Origin of the sequence: Pseudomonas sp. PvP009, assembly GCF_017832995.1 — a bacterium.
Classification (GTDB): Bacteria; Pseudomonadota; Gammaproteobacteria; order Pseudomonadales; family Pseudomonadaceae; genus Aquipseudomonas; species Aquipseudomonas syringae.
The window spans coordinates 325,023-349,952 of the sequence record NZ_JAFIBG010000001.1 but is presented as its reverse complement, the minus strand read 5'-3'; the positions used below and the strand labels follow the sequence as shown (position 1 = coordinate 349,952).

General features: G+C 60.3%; 21 protein-coding genes. 4 read left to right on the top strand and 17 right to left on the bottom strand.

Going from position 1 to position 24,930, the window contains the following annotated elements:
• Window positions 1-63: 63 nt before the first annotated feature.
• Both JOE29_RS25335 and JOE29_RS01445 read right to left on the bottom strand, forming a co-directional pair.
• Window positions 64-1,146, bottom strand: a complete 1,083-nt coding sequence (locus tag JOE29_RS25335; RefSeq protein WP_235592833.1) for an RHS repeat-associated core domain-containing protein — start codon at window positions 1,144-1,146, stop codon at window positions 64-66.
• Window positions 1,147-1,265: 119 nt separating this feature from the next.
• A complete protein-coding gene (locus JOE29_RS01445) occupies window positions 1,266-7,082 on the bottom strand; it encodes a hypothetical protein (protein ID WP_210078738.1) in 5,817 nt (1,938 codons plus the stop codon).
• A 180-nt stretch (window positions 7,083-7,262) separates the two neighbouring features.
• Between JOE29_RS01445 and JOE29_RS01440 the strand changes: the two genes are divergently transcribed.
• Entirely contained in the window at window positions 7,263-7,826 is a 564-nt protein-coding gene (locus tag JOE29_RS01440; protein ID WP_024691901.1) for a DUF2780 domain-containing protein, read from the top strand.
• Window positions 7,827-7,900: 74 nt separating this feature from the next.
• On the opposite strand, the gene JOE29_RS01435 is transcribed toward JOE29_RS01440, so the two are convergent.
• Window positions 7,901-8,158 (bottom strand): hypothetical protein, encoded by a 258-nt coding sequence (locus JOE29_RS01435; RefSeq protein ID WP_245226648.1) that lies wholly within the window; start codon window positions 8,156-8,158, stop codon window positions 7,901-7,903.
• A gap of 71 nt (window positions 8,159-8,229) precedes the next feature.
• Window positions 8,230-9,123, bottom strand: a complete 894-nt coding sequence (locus tag JOE29_RS01430) for an acyltransferase (RefSeq protein ID WP_003341312.1) — start codon at window positions 9,121-9,123, stop codon at window positions 8,230-8,232.
• Between the two features lie 193 nt (window positions 9,124-9,316).
• Between JOE29_RS01430 and JOE29_RS01425 the strand changes: the two genes are divergently transcribed.
• Window positions 9,317-9,820 carry an ATP-dependent zinc protease gene (locus tag JOE29_RS01425; protein WP_003393621.1) on the top strand — a complete coding sequence of 168 codons (504 nt, stop codon included), beginning with the start codon at window positions 9,317-9,319 and terminating at the stop codon, window positions 9,818-9,820.
• 195 nt (window positions 9,821-10,015) lie between these two features.
• Here JOE29_RS01425 and JOE29_RS01420 read toward each other — a convergent pair whose 3' ends face one another.
• The 10 genes from JOE29_RS01420 to JOE29_RS01375 form a co-directional block, all read right to left on the bottom strand.
• Complete coding sequence (locus JOE29_RS01420) at window positions 10,016-10,645, bottom strand: glutathione S-transferase family protein (protein WP_004415666.1); 630 nt, start codon at window positions 10,643-10,645, stop codon at window positions 10,016-10,018.
• Window positions 10,646-10,714: 69 nt separating this feature from the next.
• Complete coding sequence (locus JOE29_RS01415) at window positions 10,715-10,897, bottom strand: hypothetical protein (protein ID WP_003316145.1); 183 nt, start codon at window positions 10,895-10,897, stop codon at window positions 10,715-10,717.
• On the bottom strand, window positions 10,894-12,027 hold the full coding sequence (locus JOE29_RS01410) for a PepSY-associated TM helix domain-containing protein (protein WP_137983796.1): 1,134 nt from the start codon (window positions 12,025-12,027) through the stop codon (window positions 10,894-10,896). The genes JOE29_RS01415 and JOE29_RS01410 overlap by 4 nt, the downstream gene beginning before the upstream one ends.
• Window positions 12,028-12,148: 121 nt before the next feature.
• Window positions 12,149-13,132 (bottom strand): FecR family protein, encoded by a 984-nt coding sequence (locus JOE29_RS01405; protein ID WP_074997617.1) that lies wholly within the window; start codon window positions 13,130-13,132, stop codon window positions 12,149-12,151.
• A complete protein-coding gene (locus JOE29_RS01400; RefSeq protein ID WP_096126890.1) occupies window positions 13,129-13,647 on the bottom strand; it encodes an RNA polymerase sigma factor in 519 nt (172 codons plus the stop codon). Before JOE29_RS01400 ends, JOE29_RS01405 begins: the two co-directional genes overlap by 4 nt.
• Window positions 13,648-13,930: 283 nt before the next feature.
• Window positions 13,931-15,637: a choline dehydrogenase gene (gene betA / locus JOE29_RS01395; protein ID WP_017279250.1), complete on the bottom strand. Its 1,707-nt coding sequence runs from the start codon at window positions 15,635-15,637 to the stop codon at window positions 13,931-13,933.
• 140 nt (window positions 15,638-15,777) lie between these two features.
• Window positions 15,778-17,250: a betaine-aldehyde dehydrogenase gene (gene betB / locus JOE29_RS01390; RefSeq protein WP_003393629.1), complete on the bottom strand. Its 1,473-nt coding sequence runs from the start codon at window positions 17,248-17,250 to the stop codon at window positions 15,778-15,780.
• Between the two features lie 101 nt (window positions 17,251-17,351).
• Window positions 17,352-17,945, bottom strand: coding sequence for a transcriptional regulator BetI (gene betI / locus JOE29_RS01385; RefSeq protein WP_002555619.1), 594 nt, complete (start codon window positions 17,943-17,945; stop codon window positions 17,352-17,354).
• Between the two features lie 437 nt (window positions 17,946-18,382).
• Window positions 18,383-19,771 (bottom strand): DUF3482 domain-containing protein, encoded by a 1,389-nt coding sequence (locus JOE29_RS01380; protein WP_210078737.1) that lies wholly within the window; start codon window positions 19,769-19,771, stop codon window positions 18,383-18,385.
• Entirely contained in the window at window positions 19,764-21,143 is a 1,380-nt protein-coding gene (locus JOE29_RS01375; protein ID WP_210078736.1) for a DUF2868 domain-containing protein, read from the bottom strand. Before JOE29_RS01375 ends, JOE29_RS01380 begins: the two co-directional genes overlap by 8 nt.
• A 109-nt stretch (window positions 21,144-21,252) precedes the next feature.
• Here JOE29_RS01375 and JOE29_RS01370 point away from each other — a divergent pair, with 109 nt between their 5' ends.
• Both JOE29_RS01370 and JOE29_RS01365 read left to right on the top strand, forming a co-directional pair.
• Window positions 21,253-21,765 (top strand): dihydrofolate reductase, encoded by a 513-nt coding sequence (locus JOE29_RS01370; protein WP_058446238.1) that lies wholly within the window; start codon window positions 21,253-21,255, stop codon window positions 21,763-21,765.
• A gap of 190 nt (window positions 21,766-21,955) precedes the next feature.
• Window positions 21,956-23,014: a hypothetical protein gene (locus JOE29_RS01365; protein ID WP_058446237.1), complete on the top strand. Its 1,059-nt coding sequence runs from the start codon at window positions 21,956-21,958 to the stop codon at window positions 23,012-23,014.
• Between the two features lie 41 nt (window positions 23,015-23,055).
• Here JOE29_RS01365 and trmB read toward each other — a convergent pair whose 3' ends face one another.
• The 3 genes from trmB to thiS all read right to left on the bottom strand — a co-directional run bounded on the left by trmB (window position 23,056) and on the right by thiS (window position 24,847).
• Window positions 23,056-23,703 carry a tRNA (guanosine(46)-N7)-methyltransferase TrmB gene (gene trmB / locus JOE29_RS01360; RefSeq protein ID WP_213589853.1) on the bottom strand — a complete coding sequence of 216 codons (648 nt, stop codon included), beginning with the start codon at window positions 23,701-23,703 and terminating at the stop codon, window positions 23,056-23,058.
• Between the two features lie 97 nt (window positions 23,704-23,800).
• Window positions 23,801-24,595, bottom strand: a complete 795-nt coding sequence (locus JOE29_RS01355; protein WP_003304387.1) for a thiazole synthase — start codon at window positions 24,593-24,595, stop codon at window positions 23,801-23,803.
• 51 nt (window positions 24,596-24,646) lie between these two features.
• Window positions 24,647-24,847 (bottom strand): sulfur carrier protein ThiS, encoded by a 201-nt coding sequence (gene thiS / locus JOE29_RS01350; RefSeq protein ID WP_003341343.1) that lies wholly within the window; start codon window positions 24,845-24,847, stop codon window positions 24,647-24,649.
• Window positions 24,848-24,930: the final 83 nt, after the last annotated feature.

Sequence of the window (24,930 nt, the reverse complement as noted above, 5' to 3'; positions counted from 1 at the left end):
AGCGTAAAGCAGCGCACTTTATGCAGGTGCGCTGCTTCCTGAGAGGTCAGTCGAATTTCCTTTCTAAAACCGCACGGCAATATTCACGGAAGACGTGGGATCTGACTGTCTGAAATTAACACTTACTGAAATACTGTAAGAATGATCTCTCTGCAACATTTCCCCTCTTCTGATTACCTTCAAGGCACGTGCTTGAGAGTGTGAAAGTCTTGGATACTCATAAATTGTATCCATTGGCAGATCTCCAGTGAGCACACGCTGGAATGGCGTTGCGGGAAGCTCGATACGCTTTGGACGGCGCACCACTCCGCTTGGGAGGTGGTAGATATTACGAGGTGCTATTGAGGCCTTAGGGGCGGCCCACCTTGTATGCAACCGTGCGTCGCTTGGTACCGCAGGTAAACGCCGTCGAGTTTTTAGATGAGCCGGCACATTTTCAGGTTGGGCCAGTTTATTGATGAAATCTGGAACAGCTACGGGCCCTTTAGCCCCTGAAGTGTTTCCTGTACGCGTTAAACCCAACGAGGCTGGACTGCCAGGCACGAGAATGCTATTGCGGTGCCCGGTGACTTGTTTCGCCGTGACCAAAGCTCGTCTATTTCGGAATATCAGTGCCAGTATTCGAGCACCAGCCTGCCCACTCGGATCAACCCGATTAACCGGATCCCCCCCACAGTACCCATACGCATTCACCCCACCCTCACCAAACGGGCTCAGACTGTCCGGGCTGTTAAACCTCATCAACACCGGGTTAAACGCCCGATACCCGTTACCCAGCAAATAGTGCCCCGTCACCGGGTCAACCCGCTGGCCGGTAAAGCCCGGCAGGCTTGCGGGGCCTGAAGGATGACGATGTCCGTAAGGCGTGTAGGCAAACTCCAACCCCTGAGCGGCGGTCACTGACTGCTGTTGATCCGTTACCAACAACGTGCCGTCGCGCTGATTATTTTCTGCACTCAGGCACGCCAGCAAATGCTCATCCGTGCGCATAAGCGTGTGCTGGACCTGCCCCTGAATCTGCGTAGCCAGGTGTGTCTTCTGATAAAAAAGGCGAGTGCTACCCTGCCCCGCAGGCGCGCAATCGGCCAGGCGATCCAATGGATCGTAGCGGTAGACACAGAGCACGGATTGCCCGGACGAAGCCATGGTCTCATTCCTTTGAAGTCACCCATGGCAGCCAGTCTGGGCTGACTTCCTGCTTGCGCGCAGCTAGCAGAACTACTAGGCCGCTCCGCCTGCAGGACGAAAAACGCCGGGGACGCGCCCTACTCCCGCACAGCCCTCACCCATACCGAGTAATAATGCTCCTGCACGTAGGCGTTGCTGTCAGGTTCCGGCGACCCGCGCATGCTGTCGATTGACGGGAAAAGACCAAGGTTCCAGTTCCGTCTGGCGGGCAATTGCGGCGTGACTCCATTTTGATCAGGCTCACGTGCAGGCTCGGACAAATCCGAGGCCAGCACGCCGGTAATCTGCCCGTTCTGGTCCAGCACTTTCCCGGCCACGAACATGAAATGAAACGGGTAGTCAGAGGACGAGCTGCCCTCCAGCCCACCTCGCTCGATGAAACCGATACCTTCGCCGATCTCGGGAAATGACTGCTCGCCGACAAAGTAGTCAGAGTGGTCGCGTGCACTTATCCAGTCATCGAGCGCTGTTGTCGTGATATTCAGGCTCACCGGCTGGCCATCCTGCAGGGCGAAGACCTCGACATTGGGCACCAGGGGCGTCGGATCACCCAGGCTCTCGCCCTGGTAATCGAACGCCACTTGCCCACCGGCATATTTCGAGACCAGAAATTCGGTGCTGGAGATGCAGCTTTCAGGCACCGCTGCCTTGGCTTCAAGCCTCACATAACCGTCACGATCCGCTGCGATGGAGTGGAACAGACTCGATGGCACATTGAGCTTGCCGGGCACCAGAACGTCGTCGTTCATGATGTGCAGGTCTTCATGGTGAACCTGAAGCGTTCCGCTCGCCGTGTCATGAGCGGAATGGGACTCGTGGGTTGCCAAACTACCGGCCGGCCGCCGGGTGCGGATGCTGCAGATCATCTGATCGATGACATTGCCGCCCTTGAGCGCTGGCCGGTTGATCAGCGTGAACTCATGCCCGCCGATGTGACGCACCCAGGGCAGTGCCAGAGTCTCGGCGCGCGACCGGCCTTGCGGCGGCACCAGCAGAAACACCCCGCTGCGCTCATCCCAGTCGGCCCGGTAGATCCTGCCATTATCCAGCTTGACGTAGTCACGCCCTTCAATCGAGTAACTGCCGCGCTTTGGCCCGCTGCTGATCGCCTCGGCACCGGTCAGGTCGACAGCCGCGCTGGCAATCCCCACACCTCGGGTGCGCTCGGGATAAAGGGCGTCGTCGATGTGCAGTTGCAGTTGCGCACCGCTCAGATGTGCATGCTCGGCCGGCTGCTCCAGGCTGGTGACCGACTCATAGGTATAGCCGCGCTGCGAGGAGAGAAAAATGCGTCGCGCATCGGTTTCCGAGACATCATCAAGGGACAGCACCGCGATACTTTCGATTCTCGACGGGTCGGTAAAACAGGCTTCGATATCATCGATGACAGACCCCGAATGACTCAGGTAAAACTCGTCGTGGAGATGCCCCGCCAGCATGCCGAGATGCCTGGCAGGCGAATGGGCGAACCAGGCTTTCTCGCCTGACTTCAGGCTGACTTCTGCCATCATAAGGTTGTTCCGGGCCAGCTTCTCCTGAAGCTGACTGACGAAGGCGCTCCGCTCGCTGGCGAGCGGCGGAATGTTTTCCTGAGCAGCCAGAAGCGGCTCGTTCAGACGAAGCTGTTTGAGGATACTTTCCCCCAGGCTCAACTCCCGAGATCTCGATGCCGCCCCCCACTCGATGGTATGGCCCAGCAAGGTGTTGGCCAGTGCCGCCTGGTTGCGTGCAGCAAACAGAATGGCCAGTTCCTCGGGGGTATCGAGTACATAAAACGGATTTTCCACCGTGGTAATGGACGAGGGCAGCCGCGACTTGATTTTGGCCACGGCGTCGATGTTCCTGGCGACCCACTGAGGGTTGCGCACATAGGCTTCGTTCGCCGCCTTCGCGCCATAGAACAGCTCCAGCGCAAAGTCATCATGGGCGATGCCGTTGCGATAATCCGACTGGTCGTGCCACAGGTGAGGCAACGCTCGTTTGGGATCGGCTTGCGGACTGATTTTCTGCAGAGTCAGGGCCACAGGTGGCTGGTCGTGCAACGTCTCGCCCGGCGCCAGCGCCAGGAAGTTCTCGATGGGTACCGTGCCGCGGTAGTGAACGCCGCGATCCGCTTCGATCACCAGTTCCTGTCCGCTGCCATCACTGAGCGTCGCCAGGACACCCGCCACGGTCTTTCTGCCGACCAGACCTTGCAGCGTGTCGCTTATCCGGACGGTCACGAACATGCCTTGAGCCGCGATAATCTCTGCCTGGATTTCAGGCTTGTAGGCCGGTATGGCAGGCAACATTCTGGCGACTTCCATGCGGCTGCCGTCAGCGCGAATGAAGGCGGTCGTCTCCACTTCAGTACCTGCATGTTCGAGCACCTCGACGTGGCCATTACGCTCGGTAACGTATTTGTGCTCGATCACGCCAAGCGCTGTGGTCTGCAGTTTCGCATTGCTGTCCGAGTCGATGATCTGAGCAGGGACTGTTTCAAGCGTCGCCACACAGTTGTCATACCAGCTGACCGTGTTGGCAGGAGCCAGAAAACGCTCCGGCTTGCCGCTGAAGCCGACCGGAAATGCTTCGGTATGGGCAAAACGTGAAAGCTGCGGGGCGTCGACCGTTGACTGCGGATGCCTGCGCCATTGCCCGGCTTCCAGGTCCAGCGCATGCAGAGGTCGCAATTCCGTTCCTGCCACCCCGCTGACCGCCCGGCAGGCAAAGCCGTTGAGCATGTAGATCTTCTCGCTTATTCCACCCAGCAACACCGCCCGCGCGCCGCCCTCGACCATCGCGTTGCCGTTCCAGTCGAGGCGCGTGACCTTTCTGCCCGTCGGCCGCTCGGATATCTGCCCATCCTCGGAAACCCGCCAGTGAGAGCTGCTTGTGGACGGCCGACGCCGCGCGAGGTGTTCGCCCTCGAAGGCATCGCTGTGCTCAGGGTGTCGAACCGTTTCGGTCAGATCAGACAGGTCAGGCACGGCGTGCTCGCTGACGGTCTGTTGATCATGCGGTCTCGCGGACCGGAGCCCCTTCACCGCTGATATGCCGCAATGCAGCGCCGAATGCAGACCGACCAGCATAAAGCCGAAGTTCTTCACCGACTCCTCGTAGTCGTTGGCCTTGATCGACTCGCCGAGGGCTTGGACCTGCTGGCTCATCGTCCAGATATTGGTGCCTTGCAGCATCAGTACACCCAGCACCCTGGGAGGGACCGTGCGCATTTTGCACAGCACCAACTCGGCAATGATGTTGAGTGCATCCATCGCGATGCCTTCATCATTGCCGTCGTAAATATCGAATCCCAGGTTGATGAAGTTGCCCAGCACAGGAATCAGTCCGCCGACCTGATGCACCAGTTGCAGCACATGCTGTGCGCTGGTCGACATGTTCTGAATGTCATCGTCGTTCGCCCGGGCGCTCAACATCTGCCTGAACGCCAGAGCACTGGCTTCAAGCCGGACCTTCTCGTCGGCGCTCAATAACTCGATGCAATGAACCGGTCTGTCACTGTCCGACAGCGCAGCCCCTTCCAGAGTCTGCAGGCGCTCGGCGGCCGTACCTGAAACCAGCACGAGCCACTCGGCCTCCAGCGCCCGGTAGGTTTCGGTCGCCCGGATCGCGTAATTCTCGGCCTCAAGTTTGAACGCTGCCTGTGGCGCGGTCAGTCGAGCAGGCAGGTGGCCGTTGTTGACGAAGGCAATGTTCGCGTCGAATAAGCCGGTCAGCTTCGCTTGCAGGGCGTCCAGACTTGCTGTGTAACGGGTTTTATCGGCGAGCGCCTGAGCCAGTCGCTCGAGCCGTTCATCACGATTGTCGGCAAGCGCCAGCTCGCGGCGCAGGTCTTCGTCATACACCACACTCAGCAGTGTTCGATAACCGGCCGACTCTTCATGCTTGAAAAACGTGCCGGTATTGATCCAGCCGGCCTGGTAACTGATATCGAACGAAGACCGCGCAATCACCGGCCAACAGGATTCGTTCAGCCCCAGATAACGGCACAGTTCACGCGCCACGAACTCCGGCTGGGTAGGCTGCAGAACGACTTGCAGTCGCTGTTGATCCTCGAGGTTCTGCGCAATCACTCTGTAGTAGGTGTTGACTGCGTCATTCAAGCGCCGCGCATAGGCCGCCTGACGCTGTGCTTCCGGCAAAGCCGGCAGGTCCTCCTGGTAATGTGTCAGCAGATAACTGACCGCGCGCTGCAATGTCGCAGAGTGGCCAACGTCCCATTGCACCTCGCGCAACTCCTCGGTCAGTTCCACAAACCGCGACCTGATGACGTCATAAGCCCCAAGCGCAAGGGGATCCACGTACAGAAACGGAGGTTCTTTACTGCAGATATCGAAGGCCTCGATGTCGATATCGCTCAGCGAATGGCTACGCTGGACAGGATTGGGCACGATCACTTCCACGATCAGCCGTTCGATATTGATCGCCCCCTCGGCTTCGCCATAGCGAATGGTGTTGATCATGTAAGACGACAGTTCCTGGCGCGCCGCGTCGAAGTATCCGGCAAGATCCTTCGCGCGCCAGGGATTGACGGTGTGCTGCTCGCGGTAGACATCGTGGTGGCCGTCGCTGTCGTAGACAACCAGTTTCAGGGTGATGCCACCGGCTTGCTGGAACATTGCCAGCAGCGCGTTTTCGTTGTCTCGCAGCGATGCACCGAAATGCCGGTAGCTGTTCAGCAAAGTGCGACATCGATCAAGATGCCACCGCATCTCCTTCTCCAGCTCAAGGTCGATGACACCGTAATCGTCAGTTCCATGCGCCTGGACCTTGTGCTGCCGAAAGGTGTAGACCTGCGACGTATCGAGCATAAAACGCTGGTGTTCTGCGAGGGTGAAAGGCAACGCGCGCGCAAGCATCGCGAGATGGGCTTCGCGCTCTCCGGGCAACAGCGCTGTGATCGCCTGCAGCAGATCGTCTCGTGTGGCAGCCAAGGGAATGTCGACACCGTAGTAATCGAGCAGACCATGCAGTGAAACGGCTTGATCGTCGCGAATGGCCAGAATGCACCTGGCATCCGCCGACTGCAGATGCGGCGCCAACGGGGTCAGGCTGTCCGTGAAACGGATGACCCGCAGGTGCAGGTCTGACAACGTGGCATATGCAGGTTGCCGCCCCAGGGAGACGCCCTGCAGTTGCAGCGAGTGAACCGGCCTGCCTTCATTCATCCTGACGTGCAGCACACAGGTGAAAGGCTGTCTGAAGTCCATCTGAGTCTTGTCGACCAGATCCAGAACGTAGCGCAGGTCTTTACGGCGTACCCCGGGCAACAGATCTTCATCGAGATCGCCAGCCGGATCCACGCGGGCGATAACCCGCAGCAACGTCTTGAACTGCTGCAATATCGAACTGCCAAAAGCGACCCCGGCAAACAGCGGCGAGTCGTCAGCTACGGCCATGAACACGCTGTTGGTCATACAGGTGCCGGTCTTCACGTCCCGCAGGCGTGCGCGCAGCGTATTCAGCAACCTGGGGTAATCGCCCCGGGCGCGATCGATGCGCTCGGTTCGGACGCTCGGCGAATGGGACTCGCGCTGATGACTCTGCGCAATATCGAACGCCGCCTTGGCCAGTTCGTGCTCGGGGCCCGCATCCGATACTGGCGAATCGACGGAACGGGTAACACGTTCGGTGCTGTCGCCAAGCGCGTTAAGCTCATCGTCAAACAGCACTGATTTCAGGGTGTTCAGGAGTTCGATGTCGTCGGCCCATCGCCCGAACGAGCTGGCTGCCCCGAGTACCTGGATCTCGTCCAGAAGCGTGAAACCTTCAGGCCGGGGCCGTTGGAGAATGGCGGCCAGCTGCTCGCTACCCTCAGTTGTCAGCATGTGCTGAAGACTTTCCCGGCCGGCAGCTGATATGGAAGGAAGTGATGCGGTGTAGGTGTCGGTCATTGCTGATGCTCCGTGCATTCCAAATGACCGACACCATGCTGTTTCGCGGAAAAAGCCGGGTAATACATAGATGTTCTGTGACAACGCCGGGCACACCGGGAACAAGCTTCTGTTCCTCCAGTCAAACCCTCTGCTTCATCGCCCACTCACGGGCGGTTCCGGTTCGATAAAGGTGACGCAATGAAAACTGCACGCGCAATGGCTTTGGCAACGTTGATGGCGGTGGGTGCAAGCCCTGCATTCGCCTTCAATCTGAATGACGCCGCGAACGCGGTCTCCAATGCCACCAATGGCAATCAGAAAGCCACGGCGGCACCCGAAGTCGCGGGGCTGCTCAATACCCTCGGTACGCAGCTCAATGTCACCCCGGAACAGGCGGTTGGCGGGACGGGCGCGTTGCTGGGGCTGGCGAAAAACAAACTGACCAGCACCGATTATTCGCAGTTGGCCAAATCGGTTCCGGGACTGGAGCAAATGTCCGGAACGTCCGCGCTGGAAAGCCTGGGCGGCGCCAACGGGCTGGGCAGCCTGCTGGGCGGCAAATCGGGCAATAGCTCGATGCTCAACAGCGCGCTGGGCAATGTGCAGAGCATGGGTGATGTGAATAACGCCTTCAAGGCGTTGGGCATGGACAGCACAATGGTCAGCCAGTTTGCCCCGCTGATTCTGCAGTACCTGGGGCAGCAAGGTGCCAGCGGTTCGGCGTTGCAGAGTTTGAGTGGGTTATGGGGTGCCGGGAGCTGAACCGGACCTTATATGCGTAGCCGCCCTCAATATATCTCCGCTTTTGTACTGCTTTTTTTGCATAGCGCCTGAGATCAACGCACCCGCTGAATTGAAGGCCGCGCCAACCATGGCGGTGCTGCGGTCTTCAGGTAATTGCCCAGCAAGTAATATCCAGTGATCGGATCAATCGTCTGCACTGTAAAACCGGGTACGCCCAGTGCAGATGTTGCAGGGATCGCATGCCATAAGGGCTGTAGACAAACGCATGGCGGCGCAGGGGCCAGGCTTGCCAGTCGGTCCAGTGCGTCGTAACGGTATGAGCCGATCAGCGAAACGTCGGGCGATGACATGAGAGCGGATTCCGGCAATATTAAAGGCCAGTCTCATCCGCCAGTTTCGCCTCGTCTATCTGTCAGAACTGTCAGTGCCCGGGCAGCTCGAGCCGCAACGCCGCAATGCGCGCATCTTTCTCGACCCAGAGCTGATTGACCCAACCCTGCACTTTCTCGCGAAACACAGGGTCGTTTTCGTAATCGCCCTGCCACAGCGCCGGGTCCAGCTCGCGTGTCCGGATGTCGACGATCACGTTGGAAACCCGGCCGCAGAGCATGTCCCAGAAACCGGGAATGCCTGATTCGGGATACACGACCGTGACGTCCAGGATGGCATCGAGTTGCTCGCCCATTGCCGCCAGCACGAAGGCAACGCCGCCGGCCTTGGGTTTGAGCAGATGGGTATACGGCGAGCCCTGGGCCGCATGTTTGGCTGCGGTGAAGCGCGTGCCTTCCAGGTAATTGACGATGGTCACCGGCTGGCGCTTGAACAGCTCACAGGCGGCCTTGGTGATTTCCAGGTCCTTGCCCTTGAGCTGCGGATGCTTCGCCAGGAACGCCTTGCTGTAGCGCTTCATGAACGGGTAGTCCAGCCCCCACCACGCGAGGCCCAGCAACGGTACCCAGATCAGTTCTTTTTTCAGGAAGAACTTGAAGAACGGTGTGCGCCGGTTGAGTGCCTGGACCAGCGCGGGAATATCCACCCACGACTGATGATTGCTGATGACCAGGTAGGAGGTGTCACCACGTAGCCCTTCATCGCCACGAATGTCCCACTGCGTCGGTATGCAGGTGGCGAAGATGACCTTGTCGATCTCGGCCCAGGTTTCGGCGATCCACATGACCGCAGCCGAACAGCGATCGCGCATCCGGCCTCTGAACAGCAGCTTGAGCAGCGCAAAAACCAATAGCGGACCGATCAGCACCAGCGTATTGATCAGTAGCAGCAAGGCAACAAAACAGCCGGTGAGCAGACGGCGCATAACGGACTCTTGAAGGTTCAGGGGCGGCAATAATAAAGACCCACGCGTTTTACGCCAATTACACAGGTGCTTACAAATGTTTCACGTCTCGGCCTTTATGCTGACGTCATATTTATCCTGACGAACCTACAGCAGGTTCGCTGTCTAAACCCGGGCGCCAATCAGGCGCTGACTATTGCGAGGAACCTCTCACGTGAAACCGATCCTGGCGCTATTGTCTTTGCTGGCCCTGCCGGTCATGGCTGCTGAACCGACGTTGTATGGTCGCTACGAGAACATCAAGGTTGCGGAAATAGGCCAGACCTTCAAGGCCAAGATGGACACCGGCGCACTGACCGCCTCGCTGTCGGCAAAGGACATCGAGTTGTTCAAGCGCGATGGTGATGACTGGGTACGTTTCCGCCTGGCAACCAAGGGTGCGGACGACAAGGTGTATGAGCACAAGGTCTCGCGGATCAGCAAGATCAAGGGACGCGCCGAAGGTGATGACGATGATGACGAAGGCATCAACCCTGCCAAGCGTCCTGTCGTTGACTTGGAACTGTGCCTGGGCGACAAGAAGCGTACGGTCGAGGTCAATCTGGTGGACCGCAGCCACTTCAACTTCCCGCTGTTGATCGGTGCCAAGGCACTGCGTGAATTCGACGCCGCGGTCAATCCGGCCCGTCGCTACACCGCTGACGAGCCTGATTGCTGAGATTGTTCAGAGTCCCAGCGATCATACGACGCTCCGTAGATCTGTGACGCAGAGCGTCACCCACGGCATTCCGACGCTGGAGCGTGAGGAACGATAGGTGACCGTAAGAACACCATCGTGCCCATGCCCCGCGTGGGTATGCCGTTCAGGACGCTCTGCGTCCTATCCTGAACATGGGGCGCGGCGCAGATTGACTCAAACCGGCGGCTGGGTCGCGATCATCGATGGCCGTTGACTGACGTCCAGGTACCAGGCGGACAGTCGCGGATAAGTACTGCGCCAGTTGAGATCCGGCTGGCGAAAATCCAGATATCCAAGTGCAACGGCAACGCTGATCGATGCGACATCGAAGCAAGTGCTGAGCTCGGTGATCGCGTCGCTTTCGAAGTAATGCAGCGAGCGTTCAATCTTCTGCTGCTGGTTGTCCAGCCACTGGTCCCAGTGTTTTTCCTGCGGACGCAAGGCGGTTTCGTAGCGGATCAGCACCGCCGCATCCAGCAACGCATCGGCCAGCGAAGCCAGGGTGAGGCGCCTCCAGCGGGCCGAGCCTTCCCGGGGGATCAGTGGCAGGCCCACGTGCTGATGGTCGAGATAATCAAGAATCACACGGCTGTCATGAATGACATTACCGTCGGCCAGCCTTAACGCGGGAAGCTTGCCGGCCGGGTTGTCTTCGTTGAGTTCGGCAGACGGGCTGACCGGTGTCAGTACTGTGGTCTGCAACTCGACGCGATCGAGCTGAGCCGTTTCATGCAGCATCACCATCACCTTGCGGGCGAAGGGTGAGGCCGCGTTGAAGTACAACGTCATCGTGGGCGCTGACATGGGTATTCCTCGAATGAGACAGGATCCTAGACTAGTCAGCCTGTGACGCGTCTGCAATCAGCGTTTCAATCAGCCCCGCCGCACCAGCAAGCCCTTGATACTCAACAGGGCTGCCGTCCCCATGCCCAGCCACGCCAGCGTATCCCACCAGCCGTCACCCAGCAGCGCGGCGAACAAGCCGACGCCGATAAGCAGCGCTATCACGGTGGGTATCGCAAAGGTCTTCCAGAATCGCGATGGCCTGGAGCTCATTGCGCCACCTGAGCCTGAACAGCGCTCACCGAGCGCGCGGCACGACGCCTTACCCACCACAGATAAACGCCGCTGCCGAGCACGATGATGGTCAGCACGTCCAGCACTGCCCAGAGAATTTTCATAGGCATGCCGCCGTAATCACCGAAATGCAGAGGTTGCGACATGCCCAGTGCGTCCATGTACCAGGGACGTTCGACCACGGCGGTGACTTGCAGGGTCCGGGCGTCGATCAGCACCGGGGTGGCGAGGTGCGCAGTCAGGTGCGTATTGCCTTTGAGGAACACCGCGTAATGATGCTCGCTGGAGAAGCGCGTGCCGGGGAAGGCGATGAAATCGGCCTGCATGCCGGGCGCAGCGGATTCGGCAATCTCTAGCAATCGTGTCGCCGGGGCGCGCTGGCTCAATGGCGGCGCGTCTTTGTAAGGAGCGATCATGGTGGCCAGCGCGTCATTGCGCCAAGAGGCAATCAGCAGATCGGCACAGGCGCTGATCACCCCGGTCACGCCGACCACCAGCGCCCAGGTCAGTGTCACTACGCCGATCAGGTTGTGCAGGTCCAGCCAACGCGTACGCCTGGATTTATTGACCCGCACCTGGCCGAACTCCAGCTTGCGCATGAACGGCGCATACAACACGGTCCCGGAAACGATCGCCACCACAAACAGCAAGCCCATGAACGCCAGCAACAGTTTGCCGGGCAGGTTGGCGTACAGGTCTACATGCAGACGCAGCATGACCATCATGAAGCCGCCGTTGGCAGAAGGCATCTCCAGCGCCTCACCGGTGCGCGCATCAAGGGCGAAGGTGTGCGACGAGTTGGGCTCGGTGCCTGCGGTTGCAGCGGTGATTGCCATTACGCCATTGGGGTCTTCGTCGTCCCAGCCGAAGTACTGCATCACCTCGCCGGGGCGATGCGCTTCGGCAGCCCTGGCCAGTTGCTCCAGGTCCAGGCGTGGTGTGTCGGCAGGCATCTCCCGGTAATGCGGAGCGTCGCCGAGCAGATGATCGATTTCATGATGAAAGATCAGCGGCAGGCCGGTGACAGCCAGCATCAACAGGAACAGGGTGCAAATCAGACTGCTCCAGGTATGCACGATGGACCAGCGGCGCACGGTTTGGCTTTTCATGGTTTATCCACAGACGAAGAGACGCAGCGCTGAGCGCGTCCCCAAAATGACTTGTAAGACTAAGCCGCTCGAAACCGAAAAAGTGTCAGGGCGATACGCTGTCTGCATGAACAGGTATGTTTCAGAGTTTTGCCGGAGGATTACCGGGCTGTTGATCCCTGGGCAGCACGGACACCCACCACGCTGTGTGTTGTTCTATCTGCACAGGCAAGGTCGGCAGCAGCGCCTTGAGCGCCAGGTCTGTGTCATTCAACGGGAAGGTGCCGGTCACCCGCAGATCAGCCACCTTCGGATCGACGCCCAGATGTCCTGTCCGGTAGCGCCCCAGTTCAGCGAGCATGTCCGCCAGCCGCGCGTTGTCCACCACCAGCATGCCGCGCGTCCAGGCATCGGCGCCGGAAGGCATGCCAAGCAACGGGCCAAGTCCGTTGCGGCTCAGCAGCACCTGTTGGCCTTCGCGCAGAACCTGTTCACCGGAAGCATTGCGCGGGTGGGCGACAACCGCCGATTGCAACACGCTGAGCAGGGTTCCATCGGACTCACGCCGGACCAGAAAACGCGTTCCCAGGGCGCGCATCTTTCCATCCGCCGTCTCGACGATGAAGGGCCGCGGGTCGTCATGATCGCCGGTCTGCACCAGTATTTCACCGTCCTGCAGAATGACCCGACGTTGCTGCGTATCGAAGCGCACATCAATTGCGCTGTGGGTGTTCAGACGAATCAGGGTGTTGTCCGCCAGACGCACGTCGCGCTGTTCACCGGTGGCCGTGCGCTGGTCGGCAAGCCAGTAATCTATCGGTAGATAGCGGTCGCCGACGAACAATGCCAGGCCCAAGGCCATGAACACTCCGGCCAGACCGCCACCGAGCTTGCGCAAACTGTGTCGCAGGGCACCCGGTGACTGTTGCAACGCCTTGCGTGCCGGACCTGCGGGCAAAGCAAAGCGCTGATTGACCATGCCCAACTGGCTCCAGGCCCGGGCATGCTCTTCGTCGGCGGCCAGCCAGCGCGCCAGCTCGGCGTCATTGCCGCCGTTGCTGTCCATGTTCAGCTGCCACTCGATGGCCGCATCGAGCACACGGGCAGAGACCGGTCTGGTGTTCACGTCGGCTCACCGTAAAGCGCCACGTAGCACTGCCGCATGGCCTGAGCCAGGTACTGCCTGACGCGCGAGACCGAAACGCCCAGCTTCTCGGCAATCTCGGCGTGACTCATGCCGTCGAGGCGACTGTACAGAAAGGCCGCCCGCGCCTTGCTGGACAGCGTGCCGAGCATGCGGTCGATGGCCTTGAGGTCTTCCACAATCAGCAGCTGCTCTTCCGGAGAGGGCTGCTCGGCCTCAGGCACCTGCATCAATTCCCCGAGATAGGCCTGCTCCAGCGCAGCGCGCCTGAAGTGATCGAACATCAACCCTTTGGCGACGGTTGCCAGGAAAGCACGCGGCTCTCTGGGCGCAAGCAATTCATGGCGCCCCAGCAAACGCACGAAGGTGTCCTGACTCAAATCCTGAGCACGTTGCGGGCAGGCAACATTGCGTCTGAGCCAGGCCAGCAGCCAGCCGCGATGATCGCGATACAGCGCACCAACGATCTCGCTATGAGTGCTTGGGACTGACGACACGAATGGCCTCGATGAGAAAGTTCTAACTAAAGAGAATCATTCGCGATTGTGGCAGAGCGGAGGGGTAGTGGCAATTCGCGTCTGTCGGGAGGAGGGTCTGAATCGAGTAGGCGCTCGTAACTATGCTCCGCGCCCATTGCGACGCGGAGCGTAGGAAAATGCATTGCTGGAGCGTGAGGAACGAGAATCTCGTAACTATCGTGCCAATGCTCCAGTGTGAAATACATTCCACGCTGGAGCATGCACAACGAAAGGCGTCCCGGAAGGACGCCTGGGCGTTAGATCAGGCCTGGTGGCTGATCTCGCGCAGCGGCTTGCCGCGTGCCGGCTTGTCGCCTGCTACGAAGTAGTCGGCCGTGCTGCGTGGCAGAGGCTGGCGACCACGAATCTTGTCGGCGATTTTCTCGGCGATCATGATCGTCGGTGCATTCAGGTTACCGGTGGTGATGATCGGCATGATCGAGGCATCGACCACACGCAGGCTTTGCAGGCCATGCACGCGACCCTGTCCATCGACAACCGACATCTCGTCGGTGCCCATCTTGCACGAGCAGGACGGGTGATAAGCCGTTTCGGCATGCTCACGCACGAACTGATCCAGCGCCTCGTCGGACTGCACGTCGATGCCGGGACTGATTTCGCGGCCACGGTACGGGTCCAGTGCCGGTTGCTGCATGATCTCGCGAGTCAGGCGGATGCCGTCGCGGAACTCCTGCCAGTCCTGCTCGCTGGCCATGTAGTTGAACAGGATGCTCGGGTACTCGCGCGGGTCTTTGGATTTGACCTGCACACGACCACGGCTCGGCGAACGCATGGAGCCGACGTGAGCCTGGAAACCGTGTTCCTGAACGCCCTTGGTGCCGTTGTAGTTAATCGCGACCGGCAGGAAGTGGTACTGAATGTTCGGCCATTCGAACGCTTCACTGGAGCGAATGAAACCACCGGCTTCAAACTGGTTGCTCGCACCGATACCTGTACCGAGGAACATCCACTCGGCACCGATAGCAGGCTGGTTCCACCACTTCAGCGAAGGATACAGCGACACCGGCTGGGTACAGGCGTACTGCAGGTACATCTCCAGGTGATCCTGAAGGTTCTGGCCAACGCCCGGCAGGTCATGAACCACCGGAATATCCAGCTTGTTCAGCACTTCGGCCGGGCCGACGCCGGACCGCTGGAGAATCTGTGGCGAAGCGATTGCGCCGCCACACAGCAGCACTTCCTTGCGGGCACGGGCCTGGATGCGCGTGTCGCTGTCGCCCACCAGATACGCCACGCCGACGGCACGCTTGCCTTCGAACAGGATGCGATCGGTCAGCGCGTGAGTGACGATGGTCAGGGTCGAGCGCTTCTTGGCCTCGTCCAGATAACCACGGGCGGTACTGGCGCGACGGCCATTAGGCGTCACGGTGCGGTCCATTGGACCAAAACCTTCCTGCTGGTAACCGTTGAGGTCGTCAGTGCGCGGGAAACCGGCTTGCACGCCCGCCTCGACCATCGCGTGGAACAGCGGATTGTTGCCCGCCTTGGGCGTGGTCACGCTGACCGGACCTTCACCACCGTGGTAGTCATTCGGGCCGATGTCGCGGGTTTCGGCCTTGCGGAAGTACGGCAGGCAGTCGAGGTAGCTCCAGTCTTCGAGACCTGGCTCCTTGGCCCAGCCGTCGTAGTCCATCGCGTTGCCGCGGATGTAGCACATGCCGTTGATCAGCGACGAACCGCCCAGGCCTTTACCGCGACCGCATTCCATCCGGCGGTTATTCATGTGCGGCTCTGGCTCGGTCTCGTAGGCCCAGTTGTAGCGACGGCCCTGCAGCGGGAATGCCAGGGCGGCAGGCATCTGGGTACGGAAATCCAGACGGTAGTCCGGACCACCGGCTTCGAGCAGCAGAACAGTGACGCCTGCGTCTTCGGTGAGACGGGCTGCCAGGGTGTTACCGGCCGAGCCGGCACCAATGATGATGTAGTCGTATTCGGATTGAGTTGTCATAGAGGCTCCCTCATAGAGCTGCGAGTTTCAAGCCTTGGCCGCAAGCAGAAGCAGCCAGGCGATACTCGTGAAAATGGGGTGCGGCAGGCAGCTTTTGAGTGCGTCTGCTTGAGGCCTGCCGCGTGCCACTGAAAACGTGTTTAGAAAACCGAGGCGTAATCGCCCAGCTCGATCTGTACCGACTTGATGCGCGTGTACTGGGCCAGCGAGCTGATGCCGTTCTCACGACCAACGCCCGACTGTTTGTAACCGCCGACCGGCATTTGTGCCGCCGACTCGCCCCAGGCGTTGATCCAGCAGATACCGGCTTCCAGCAGATGAATCACGCGGTGGGCGCGATTCAGGTCGCGGGTCACGATGCCAGCGGCCAGACCGAAGTCGGTGTCGTTGGCGCGGCGCACCACTTCATCTTCGGTGTCGTAACCGAGGATGCTCATCACCGGACCGAAGATTTCTTCACGCACGATGGTCATCTCGTCGGTGCAGTCGGTGAACACGGTCGGGGCAACGAACGCGCCCTTGTCGAACACACCGCCAGTCAGGCGATCGCCGCCGCACAACAGACGTGCGCCCTGCTCTTTGCCCTTGGCGATATAGCCCAGCACGCTTTCCATGTGCTCGAAGCTGACCAGCGGGCCGAAATTGATGTTTTCGTCTTCCGGGTTGCCGGCGCGGATGCGCTTCACACGCTCGAGGATCTTCGCTTCGAACTCGGCCTTCAGGGCGTTCGGCACGAACACGCGGGTGCCGTTGGTGCAGACCTGGCCGGAACTGTAGAAGTTGGCCATCATCGCGATGTCAGCGGCGCGGTCCAGATCGGCGTCATCAAACACGATCAGCGGTGACTTGCCGCCCAGCTCCATGGTCACTTCCTTGAGCGACGAGCTCGAGGCGCTGGCCATGACTTTCTTGCCGGTGTCGGTGCCGCCGGTGAACGAGACTTTCTCGATGCGCGGGTGCTCGGTGATCCAGGTGCCGACTTCACGGCCGCTGCCGGTCAGCACGTTGAATACGCCGTTCGGTACGCCTGCTTCGGTGTAGATTTCTGCCAGCTTCAGGGTGGTCAGCGAAGTGACTTCACTCGGCTTGAAGATCATCGCGTTACCCGCGGCCAGTGCCGGGGCGGACTTCCACAGTGCGATCTGGATCGGGTAGTTCCAGGCGCCGATACCGGCTACCACACCCAGCGGCTCGCGACGGGTGTACACGAAGGAAGAATCGCGCAACGGGATCTGCTCGCCTTCGATGGCGGGCACCAGACCTGCGTAGTATTCCAGCACGTCGGCGCCAGTCACGATATCCACGTAGCGGGTTTCGGAGATGGCCTTGCCGGTGTCCAGCGTTTCCAGAGCAGCCAGTTCATCGTTGCGCTCACGCAGGATGTCGACGGCACGGCGCAGGATGCGCGAACGCTCGACCGCCGTCATGGCGGCCCAGATTTTCTGACCCTTTTCGGCCGCGACGACGGCGCGCTCGACATCGTCCTTGCCGGCACGCTGGATCTGCGCCAGGACTTCGCCGTTCGCCGGATTGATGGCGTCGAAAGTTTCAGGGTTGCTGGCATCGACATAACCGCCATCGATGTAGAGTTTCTGCAGTTCAAAACGGGCCATAAAGTCCTCGCAAATTCAGTGGGGGACGATGACTGTTTTCAGTGTGCCGGGTTGGTTCGGCACGGGCTTATACAGTCGTTCGGTGAGGAGCTTCGAAAGCGTCAGCTCGCCGATTTCGCCAATTGAAAGTCCATGTACTCGTAAGCGATCCGTTGCGCTTGCTCGGTGTCGAATGCATCGCCTGACAGCGCGCCTCTCAGCCACAACCCGTCTATCAGGGCTGCCAGCCCGCGGGCGGCGCTGCGTGCCTGTTCCAGTGGCAAGGTGCGGCGGAACTGACAGCACAGGTTCGAATACAAACGGTGGTCGTTGATACGCTGCAATCGGTGCAGCGAAGGGTGATGCATGCTGGTCGCCCAGAAGGCCAGCCAGGTTTTCATGGCCGGGCCGCTGACCTGACTGGCGTCGAAGTTGCCTTCGATGATCACTTGCAGGTGAGCCCTGGGGCTGTCTTCGGTCAGCGCCTGACGGCGTTCGCGGACGTTCTGGATCAAGGCGTTCATCAGATGCCGCATCGTGGCGGCGATCAGGCCGTTCTTGTCCTGAAAATAATGACTGATGATGCCGTTTGATACGCCTGCCAGTCGCGCGATCAGCGCAATGCTGGCATCGCCCATACCGACCTGATCGACCGCAGTCAGCGTGGCCTGGATCAGCTGTTGGCGGCGGATGGGTTGCATTCCGACCTTGGGCATTGGCGCGATTCTCCCGGGTGTCTGCAGTGATCGTTGTAACGAAAAGACGAGACCAGTCTAAAGATTTTTTATTGAACGATCAATCAATAAAAAATCGGAAGCGCGTTTTCACTGCCTGTCGGGCAGTCTGAATCCGTCCAGCCATCACTTTGCGGAAAGGCACAGATCTGTGACGCGGAGCGTCACGCAAGGCATTCCCACGCTGGAGCGTGCGGAACGATAGGATCTACAACTATCGTGCCCATGCTCCGCGTGGGTATGCCGTTCTGGACGCTCCGCGTCCTCCAGGTGCGCGGCTTGGATCTGTGACGCGCAGAGCGTCAAGACAGCCATTCCCACGCTGGAGAATGAGGAACAATGACCTCAACTATCGTGCGACGCTCCGCGTCGCATGCCGCTCTGGACGCTCTGCGTCCGGTCTTCAGCGCCGGAACAGTTCAATCCTGCAAAACCACAGCCGCCAGCTCATCAATCGCTTCCTGCCGCTCAGCCTGATTCGGTTTGGGCTGCGGGTTGAGTGTCGACCACTGCGGGTGGGCGCGGGCGCGTGACAGGGGCCCGGGGATTTTGCCTTTGCGCCAGGTCTTGTCCTGCGGCGTGGTCAGTTCGATGCTGTGCAGGGCAGCGTGGCCCCTGACGCCCAGCGCCAGCAGCAAGTGGCGCTGACGCAGGGCGAGCAGGCGCAGTACCGCATCGTCGACGGTCAGCTCTCTGCGCCCTTTGAACTTGCCGAGCAACCGGCCTCCGTAGCTGCGCGCCGTGGATAACGCACCACCGGCAATCGCCCCGACCAGCGCCGCCGCACCCAGCGTCACACCGCCGACCATCAGGTCGACCCCTGCCCCGGCCGCTGCGCCAGCCGCTACACCGCCGCCAACGCGCACGCCCATCAACTTCAGGGTTTCCGGGTTGAAAAGGTCATCGCCCCAACGGCCGTCCATCAACGGCAAATCGCTGCTGGACACATCATCCTTGCGAAACGCATACAGCTTGAGCAGCGCCTCGACACATTGCTGCTCGCGCTGCCGAACCGCCTTGCGCAGCGCTTCCACCGCCTGCTGCTCCTGGTCGGCGGTGGTTTCGACACTGCGCCGGCAAGCTGCGCAATCAATCAGCAGTTCGGCGATCAGGCGAGCGGCGCTGTGGCGTTTGGCTGTGCGCTGTTTTTCCTGATCATCAATCAAACGTTCGAGCCGCGGCCGCGCGCTTTCCAGCAACAGTGCCAGGCTTTCATACAGACGACGGCCGCCGTCTTCCGGGGGCGCCACGCTGTCGAAACGCACCAGCGCATGCAGGCCCAACCGTGAAAGCGCTTCGCGCCACTCAGGCTCGCGGTGCTGCTGCGCACTGACGAAATTCAGCACCGGCAGCAGTGGCTTGCCGCAGCTTGCCAATACCGCCAGTTCGTCACGGTATTTGGCCAGCACCGGCTCACGCGCATCGATCACATAAAGACCCGCGTCCGAGTAGAGCAACTGGCGCATGACCTTGGCCTCTTGCTCAAAACGCTGGCGTGCCTCGCTGCCCTCCAGAAAACGCGTCAGTCGCGCTGGTCCGTCCAGACGCTCGCCGGGACGGTCCAGGCGCTCCAGATATTCGAGCAGCGCGATAGCGTCTTCCAGGCCAGGCGTGTCGTACAGCTCGACCAATGCCTCGCCGTCCACAGAAAGGCGCGCGCCCTCGACATGGCGAGTCGTGCTGGGGCGATGGGACACTTCGCCGAAACTGACATCACCCGTCAGGGTACGCAGCAGCGAGGTCTTGCCGACGTTGGTATGACCGACCACCGCCAGCCTGATCGCACGAGTGCTGTCTGCTTCAGTCATGGCCTGTCTCCAGCCAGTTCAAGGGCGCACTGTCGGCGTGCGGCAACTGCAATTGATCCAGCGCGACGTGCCAGTCGCCGAGGCGCTCAGGGTCAAGCCTCTGCCCGGCAGGCGCGGGCAGCAGCCAGATGCGCGCTGCACCGGCGCAGCGTGCCAGTTCGGCGATCAACGCCAGACTGCCACGGTCCGGCGAGCGGCGCGGGTCGCAGGCGATCACCATGCGCGCAGGCGGATACTGGGTCAGTTGCTCCAGCAGTTTGTGGCGCGACTCACGGCTGTCGAGAATGCCTGCATCGGCAACACCCGACGGCAGCGCTGGCGGCCAGACTTGCTGATCATCCAGCTCGATGGCCACTAACAAGGCGCCATTGCTTTCAACAGCCCCCAGGCCGGACTGCACCTGATGCAGCGCAGCAGGCTCGGCATCATTGACACCCAGGCGCTCGCTGCTGGGCATCAGGCGCTCACGCAATTCAAGGTATTCGGGTAAATCCAGATCGAGGCGCAGCGCCGCCCTGCCCTGCTTCCAGCGCCACAGGCAGAACCCGGCCAGCAACAGCCGCGGCACGATGCCGTACACCAGCAGCACACCGACCAGCCAGGCCGCCCAGGCCTGACGCGCATTCTCGATACTCAACGCGCCATTGCCGCTGGCACGAATCATGGTTTCGTCCGGCACGCTGAACCCCAGCCACGCCGGGATCGTACTGAGCGTCTGGGTAAGGCTGACGAACGTGTCGCTGCTCAGAATGGTGGTTTCCCAGACAAACCCGTAGCGTCGGGTCGCCATCAGCATCAACAACAGCACCAGCGCAGTGAGTAACGCCAGCAGCCACAGGCTGTGAACCACCAAACCGAGCGCCCAGCGATTCAGGCGCTGGCGTTGCAGCAGCAAAACCAGCGCCGGGGCGAGCTGCGCGGCCTGGGCATCACGGGCGAGCTTTTCACTCAGCCACAACCACACTCGACCCAGCCCGCTATTACTGCGCCCGGTGAAGATCAGGCCCAGCGCCCAGGTCAGCAACAGCACAAGGTTCAGCCCCAGCAGGCTGCCCAGCGCCCAGAACACATTGACCGGTGCCTGCCCGTCGCCCATTGCGGCGAACGCCAGGCCCGCGCCACTGATGACCGAGAGCACCGCCAGCGCAATCAACGCCAGCCGCGCGCCCTGCTTCCAGTGGTGCAGTGCGCCAAGCATGCCGTCGCGCTGCGCCAGGCCGAGGGCGCGGTGGGTAATGCGCGCCGTCAGGTCGCCTCCGGCAGCGCGGGCACGGCGATTGGCTTCCTGATCATCCAGCACGCCAGCCTGTTGTTCGCGCAGGCGTACGGCTTCGGTCAGCCAGAGGGTATCGAGGGGGGTCAGTGCAGTCACACAGTGTCTCTTGATTGAATTCAGCGGTGAGCATAACCGCAGTCATGGGACTGAGCACGGCGCATGTCAGTTCATTCGCCTGCCCTGCGACCTCTGATATCCTCGCGACATGAAAACTCATCTGCCCCTCAGCCTGATTGCCGCCCTCGGTGAAAACCGAGTGATTGGCGTCGACAATTCCATGCCCTGGCATTTGCCGGGGGATTTCAAATATTTCAAGGCAACGACGCTCGGCAAGCCGATCATCATGGGTCGCAAGACCTGGGATTCGTTGGGCCGCCCGCTACCCGGCCGCCTCAATCTGGTGGTCAGCCGCCAGACCGACCTGCAGCTTGAAGGCGCAGAAGTCTTCGCTTCGCTGGACGCCGCCGTCGTGCGGGCCGAGCAGTGGGCGCAGGAACAGGGTGTCGACGAGGTGATGCTGATCGGCGGCGCGCAGCTTTACGCTCAAGGCCTCCCTCAGGCAGATCGCCTGTACCTGACTCGCGTGGCGCTGAGCCCTGATGGCGACGCGTGGTTTCCGGAATTCGATACGGCGCAGTGGGTGCTGGTATCCAACACCGAAAACGCCGCCGTCGATGACAAACCGGCTTACAACTTCGAAGTGTGGGAACGCGTCTGATCAGCAATTTCTGGAGCAATTGCGGCCGCTGACGAAAAACTGCAACAAAAGTGTCGTTTTTGGTTTCACTGTCGCAAATAAAGGGGCAAACGGCGTCATTTGGCCTTTTTCGGGTCGCTGACGTACTTTTGCCTTCACAATAATTTGTTACGGTCTGCCCCTTCGTTTTTTCGACAAGGGGAAATCGCCTATGAAACTCGTGCCAAAACTGTTGGCCGCTGCCGTCTGCTTTGGGCTTGCCAGCCAGGCTATCGCGGCCACCGAACTGAAGCACTGGCCCGAGCCTGCCGCCAAGGCGCTCGACGCGATGATTGCGGCGAATGCCAACAAGGGCAATTACGCCGTCTTCGACATGGACAACACCAGCTACCGCTTCGACCTCGAAGAAGCGTTGCTGCCGTACATGGAAAACAAAGGCCTGATCACCCGCGAAACACTCGATCCCTCGCTGAAGCTGATCCCCTTCAAAGACACCGCCGAACACAAGGAAAGCCTGTTCAGTTACTACTATCGTCTTTGCGAAATAGACGACATGGTCTGCTACCCGTGGGTCGCACAGGTGTTTTCCGGCTTTACGCTTCAGGAGCTCAAGGGCTACGTCGATGAGCTGATGGCCCTGAAAAAGCCGATCCCTGCGACCTACTACGAAGGCGACACCGTCAAGCAGCTCAATGTCGAACCGCCGCGGGTATTCACCGGGCAGACCGAGCTGTACAACAAGCTGATGGAAAACGGCATCGAGGTGTATGTGATGACCGCGGCGTCCGAAGAGCTGGTACGCATGGTCGCTGCCGATCCGAAGTACGGCTACAACGTCAAACCACAGAATGTGATCGGCGTGAGCACGCTGCTCAAGGACCGCAAGACCGGCGAACTGACCACCGCACGTAAGCAGATCACGGCGGGCAAATACGATCCGAAAAGCAACATGGGCCTGGAGCTGACGCCATACCTGTGGACGCCGGCAACCTGGATGGCGGGCAAGCAGGCGGCCATTCTGACCTACATCGATCAGTGGAAAAAACCGGTCCTGGTCGGAGGCGATACCCCGACCAGCGACGGCTACATGCTGTTTCACAGCGTCGACGTGAGTAAAGGCGGCGTGCACTTGTGGATCAACCGCAAGGACAAGTACATGACCCAGCTGAACGGCATGATCAAGGACAATGCCGCAGCTCAGGCCAAGGAGAAGCTGCCGGTCACGGCGGACAAGAACTGGGTGATCGTCAAGCCGGACGAGATTCAGTAAGCGACACAACATTGCGGGTTGCCAGCAACCCGCAAGCACAATCAGTCGACTTTCTCGAACTTCAGATCCCAGACGCCGTGTCCGAGCTTCTCGCCACGGCGCTCGAACTTGGTGATCGGCCGTTCCGCAGGGCGCGGGACGTACTGGTTGTCTTCGGCCTGGTTGCGATAACCGGGCGCCACGCTCATCACTTCCAGCATGTATTCCGCGTAAGGGCCCCAATCGGTGGCCATGTGGAATACCCCGCCGACCTTCAGTTTGCTGCGCACCAGTGCGGCGAACTCAGGCTGCACGATGCGGCGCTTGTGGTGACGACTCTTGTGCCACGGGTCCGGGAAGAACAGCATCAGACGATCCAGGCTGTTGTCCGCGACGCAGCGGTTCAGCACTTCAATGGCGTCGCAATCGTAGACGCGCACATTGGTCAGCCCCTGGGTCAGTACGCCATTGAGCAGCGCGCCTACGCCTGGAGAATGCACCTCGACACCGATGAAGTCGTGTTCGGGGGCCGCAGCGGCCATTTCCAGCAGCGAGTGGCCCATGCCGAAGCCGATTTCCAGCGTACGCGGCGCAACGCGACCGAACACCTGATCGAAATCCACCGGCGTGTCGGTCAGCGAAAGGCCATACAACGGGAGGCCTTGATCGAGGCCGCGCTGCTGACCTTCGGTCATACGGCCAGCTCGCATCACGAAACTCTTGATGCGGCGGTGTGGGCGCTCTTCGCCTTCTTCGACAGCAGGCGACTCTGGGTGCGGAACGTGCGAATCAGTCATCAACGGGCTCTTACTTGATCAGGCCATCCAGCGGCGAAGACGCGCTGGCATAGAGTTTTCGTGGCATGCGCCCGGCGAGGTAGGCCAGACGACCGGCAATTACGGCGTGCTTCATGGCTTCAGCCATCATCACCGGCTGCTGGGCGTGGGCGATGGCCGAGTTCATCAATACGGCTTCACAGCCCAGCTCCATCGCGATGGTGGCGTCGGAGGCAGTACCGACACCGGCATCGACCAGCACCGGCACTTTGGTTTCTTCGAGAATGATCTGCAGGTTGTACGGGTTGCAGATCCCCAGACCGCTGCCGATCAGGCCGGCCAGCGGCATGATCGCGATACAGCCGATTTCGGCCAGCTGGCGGGCGATGATCGGGTCATCACTGGTGTAGACCATCACGTCGAAGCCGTCCTTGACCAGGATCTCGGCGGCCTTGAGGGTTTCGATCACATTCGGAAACAGGGTCTTCTGATCGGCCAGCACTTCGAGCTTGACCAGATTGCGGCCGTCGAGCAATTCGCGGGACAGGCGGCAAGTGCGTACGGCCTCGGTCGCATCGAAGCAGCCAGCGGTGTTCGGCAATATGGTGTAGCGATCAGGCGGCAGCACGTCCAGCAGGTTCGGCTCGCCGGGGTTCTGGCCCAGGTTGGTGCGGCGCACGGCAACGGTCACGATCTCGGCGCCCGAGGCTTCGATGGCCAGACGGGTCTGTTCCATATCGATGTACTTGCCGGTGCCTACCAGCAGGCGCGACTCGAAAGTCCGACCGGCCAGGACGAAGGGCTTGTCGCTGCGAACATTGCTCATCGGAAATCCTCATAACGTACAGATTGGGTTGGGCGCAGTACGGATTGCGAACTAGCCACCGCCAATGGCATGAACCACTTCGACCTGATCGCCTTCGCTCAAGACGGTCGTCGCATGCTGACTGCGCGGCACGATATCCAGGTTCAGTTCTACCGCGACCCGGCGCCCTGCAAGGTCCAGACGGGTCAGCAATGCCGCGACGGTTTCGCCATCGGGCAATTCATGGGGTTCGCCGTTCAACTGAATGTGCATGCGAGAGCAGCCATCATTTTTGGGGGGCCAGCATTCTAGCCCGATCAGCCGGTATGACCAAGGCAAAGCCACGCCATTCGTCT

Excerpts from the sequence above, each read along its gene's own strand:
- JOE29_RS01415 (WP_003316145.1), bottom strand. The coding sequence starts at position 10,897 with ATGAGCTCCAGGCCATCGCGATTCTGGAAGACCTTTGCGATACCCACC.
- JOE29_RS01365 (WP_058446237.1), top strand. The coding sequence starts at position 21,956 with ATGAAACTCGTGCCAAAACTGTTGGCCGCTGCCGTCTGCTTTGGGCTT.
- betA (WP_017279250.1), bottom strand. The coding sequence starts at position 15,637 with ATGACAACTCAATCCGAATACGACTACATCATCATTGGTGCCGGCTCG.
- JOE29_RS01380 (WP_210078737.1), bottom strand. The coding sequence starts at position 19,771 with ATGACTGAAGCAGACAGCACTCGTGCGATCAGGCTGGCGGTGGTCGGT.
- JOE29_RS01420 (WP_004415666.1), bottom strand. The coding sequence starts at position 10,645 with ATGTCAGCGCCCACGATGACGTTGTACTTCAACGCGGCCTCACCCTTC.
- JOE29_RS25335 (WP_235592833.1), bottom strand. The coding sequence starts at position 1,146 with ATGGCTTCGTCCGGGCAATCCGTGCTCTGTGTCTACCGCTACGATCCA.
- JOE29_RS01430 (WP_003341312.1), bottom strand. The coding sequence starts at position 9,123 with ATGCGCCGTCTGCTCACCGGCTGTTTTGTTGCCTTGCTGCTACTGATC.
- thiS (WP_003341343.1), bottom strand. The coding sequence starts at position 24,847 with ATGCACATTCAGTTGAACGGCGAACCCCATGAATTGCCCGATGGCGAA.
- JOE29_RS01370 (WP_058446238.1), top strand. The coding sequence starts at position 21,253 with ATGAAAACTCATCTGCCCCTCAGCCTGATTGCCGCCCTCGGTGAAAAC.
- betB (WP_003393629.1), bottom strand. The coding sequence starts at position 17,250 with ATGGCCCGTTTTGAACTGCAGAAACTCTACATCGATGGCGGTTATGTC.
- JOE29_RS01355 (WP_003304387.1), bottom strand. The coding sequence starts at position 24,595 with ATGAGCAATGTTCGCAGCGACAAGCCCTTCGTCCTGGCCGGTCGGACT.
- JOE29_RS01410 (WP_137983796.1), bottom strand. The coding sequence starts at position 12,027 with ATGAAAAGCCAAACCGTGCGCCGCTGGTCCATCGTGCATACCTGGAGC.
- betI (WP_002555619.1), bottom strand. The coding sequence starts at position 17,945 with ATGCCCAAGGTCGGAATGCAACCCATCCGCCGCCAACAGCTGATCCAG.
- JOE29_RS01435 (WP_245226648.1), bottom strand. The coding sequence starts at position 8,158 with ATGTCATCGCCCGACGTTTCGCTGATCGGCTCATACCGTTACGACGCA.
- JOE29_RS01440 (WP_024691901.1), top strand. The coding sequence starts at position 7,263 with ATGAAAACTGCACGCGCAATGGCTTTGGCAACGTTGATGGCGGTGGGT.
- JOE29_RS01445 (WP_210078738.1), bottom strand. The coding sequence starts at position 7,082 with ATGACCGACACCTACACCGCATCACTTCCTTCCATATCAGCTGCCGGC.
- trmB (WP_213589853.1), bottom strand. The coding sequence starts at position 23,703 with ATGCGAGCTGGCCGTATGACCGAAGGTCAGCAGCGCGGCCTCGATCAA.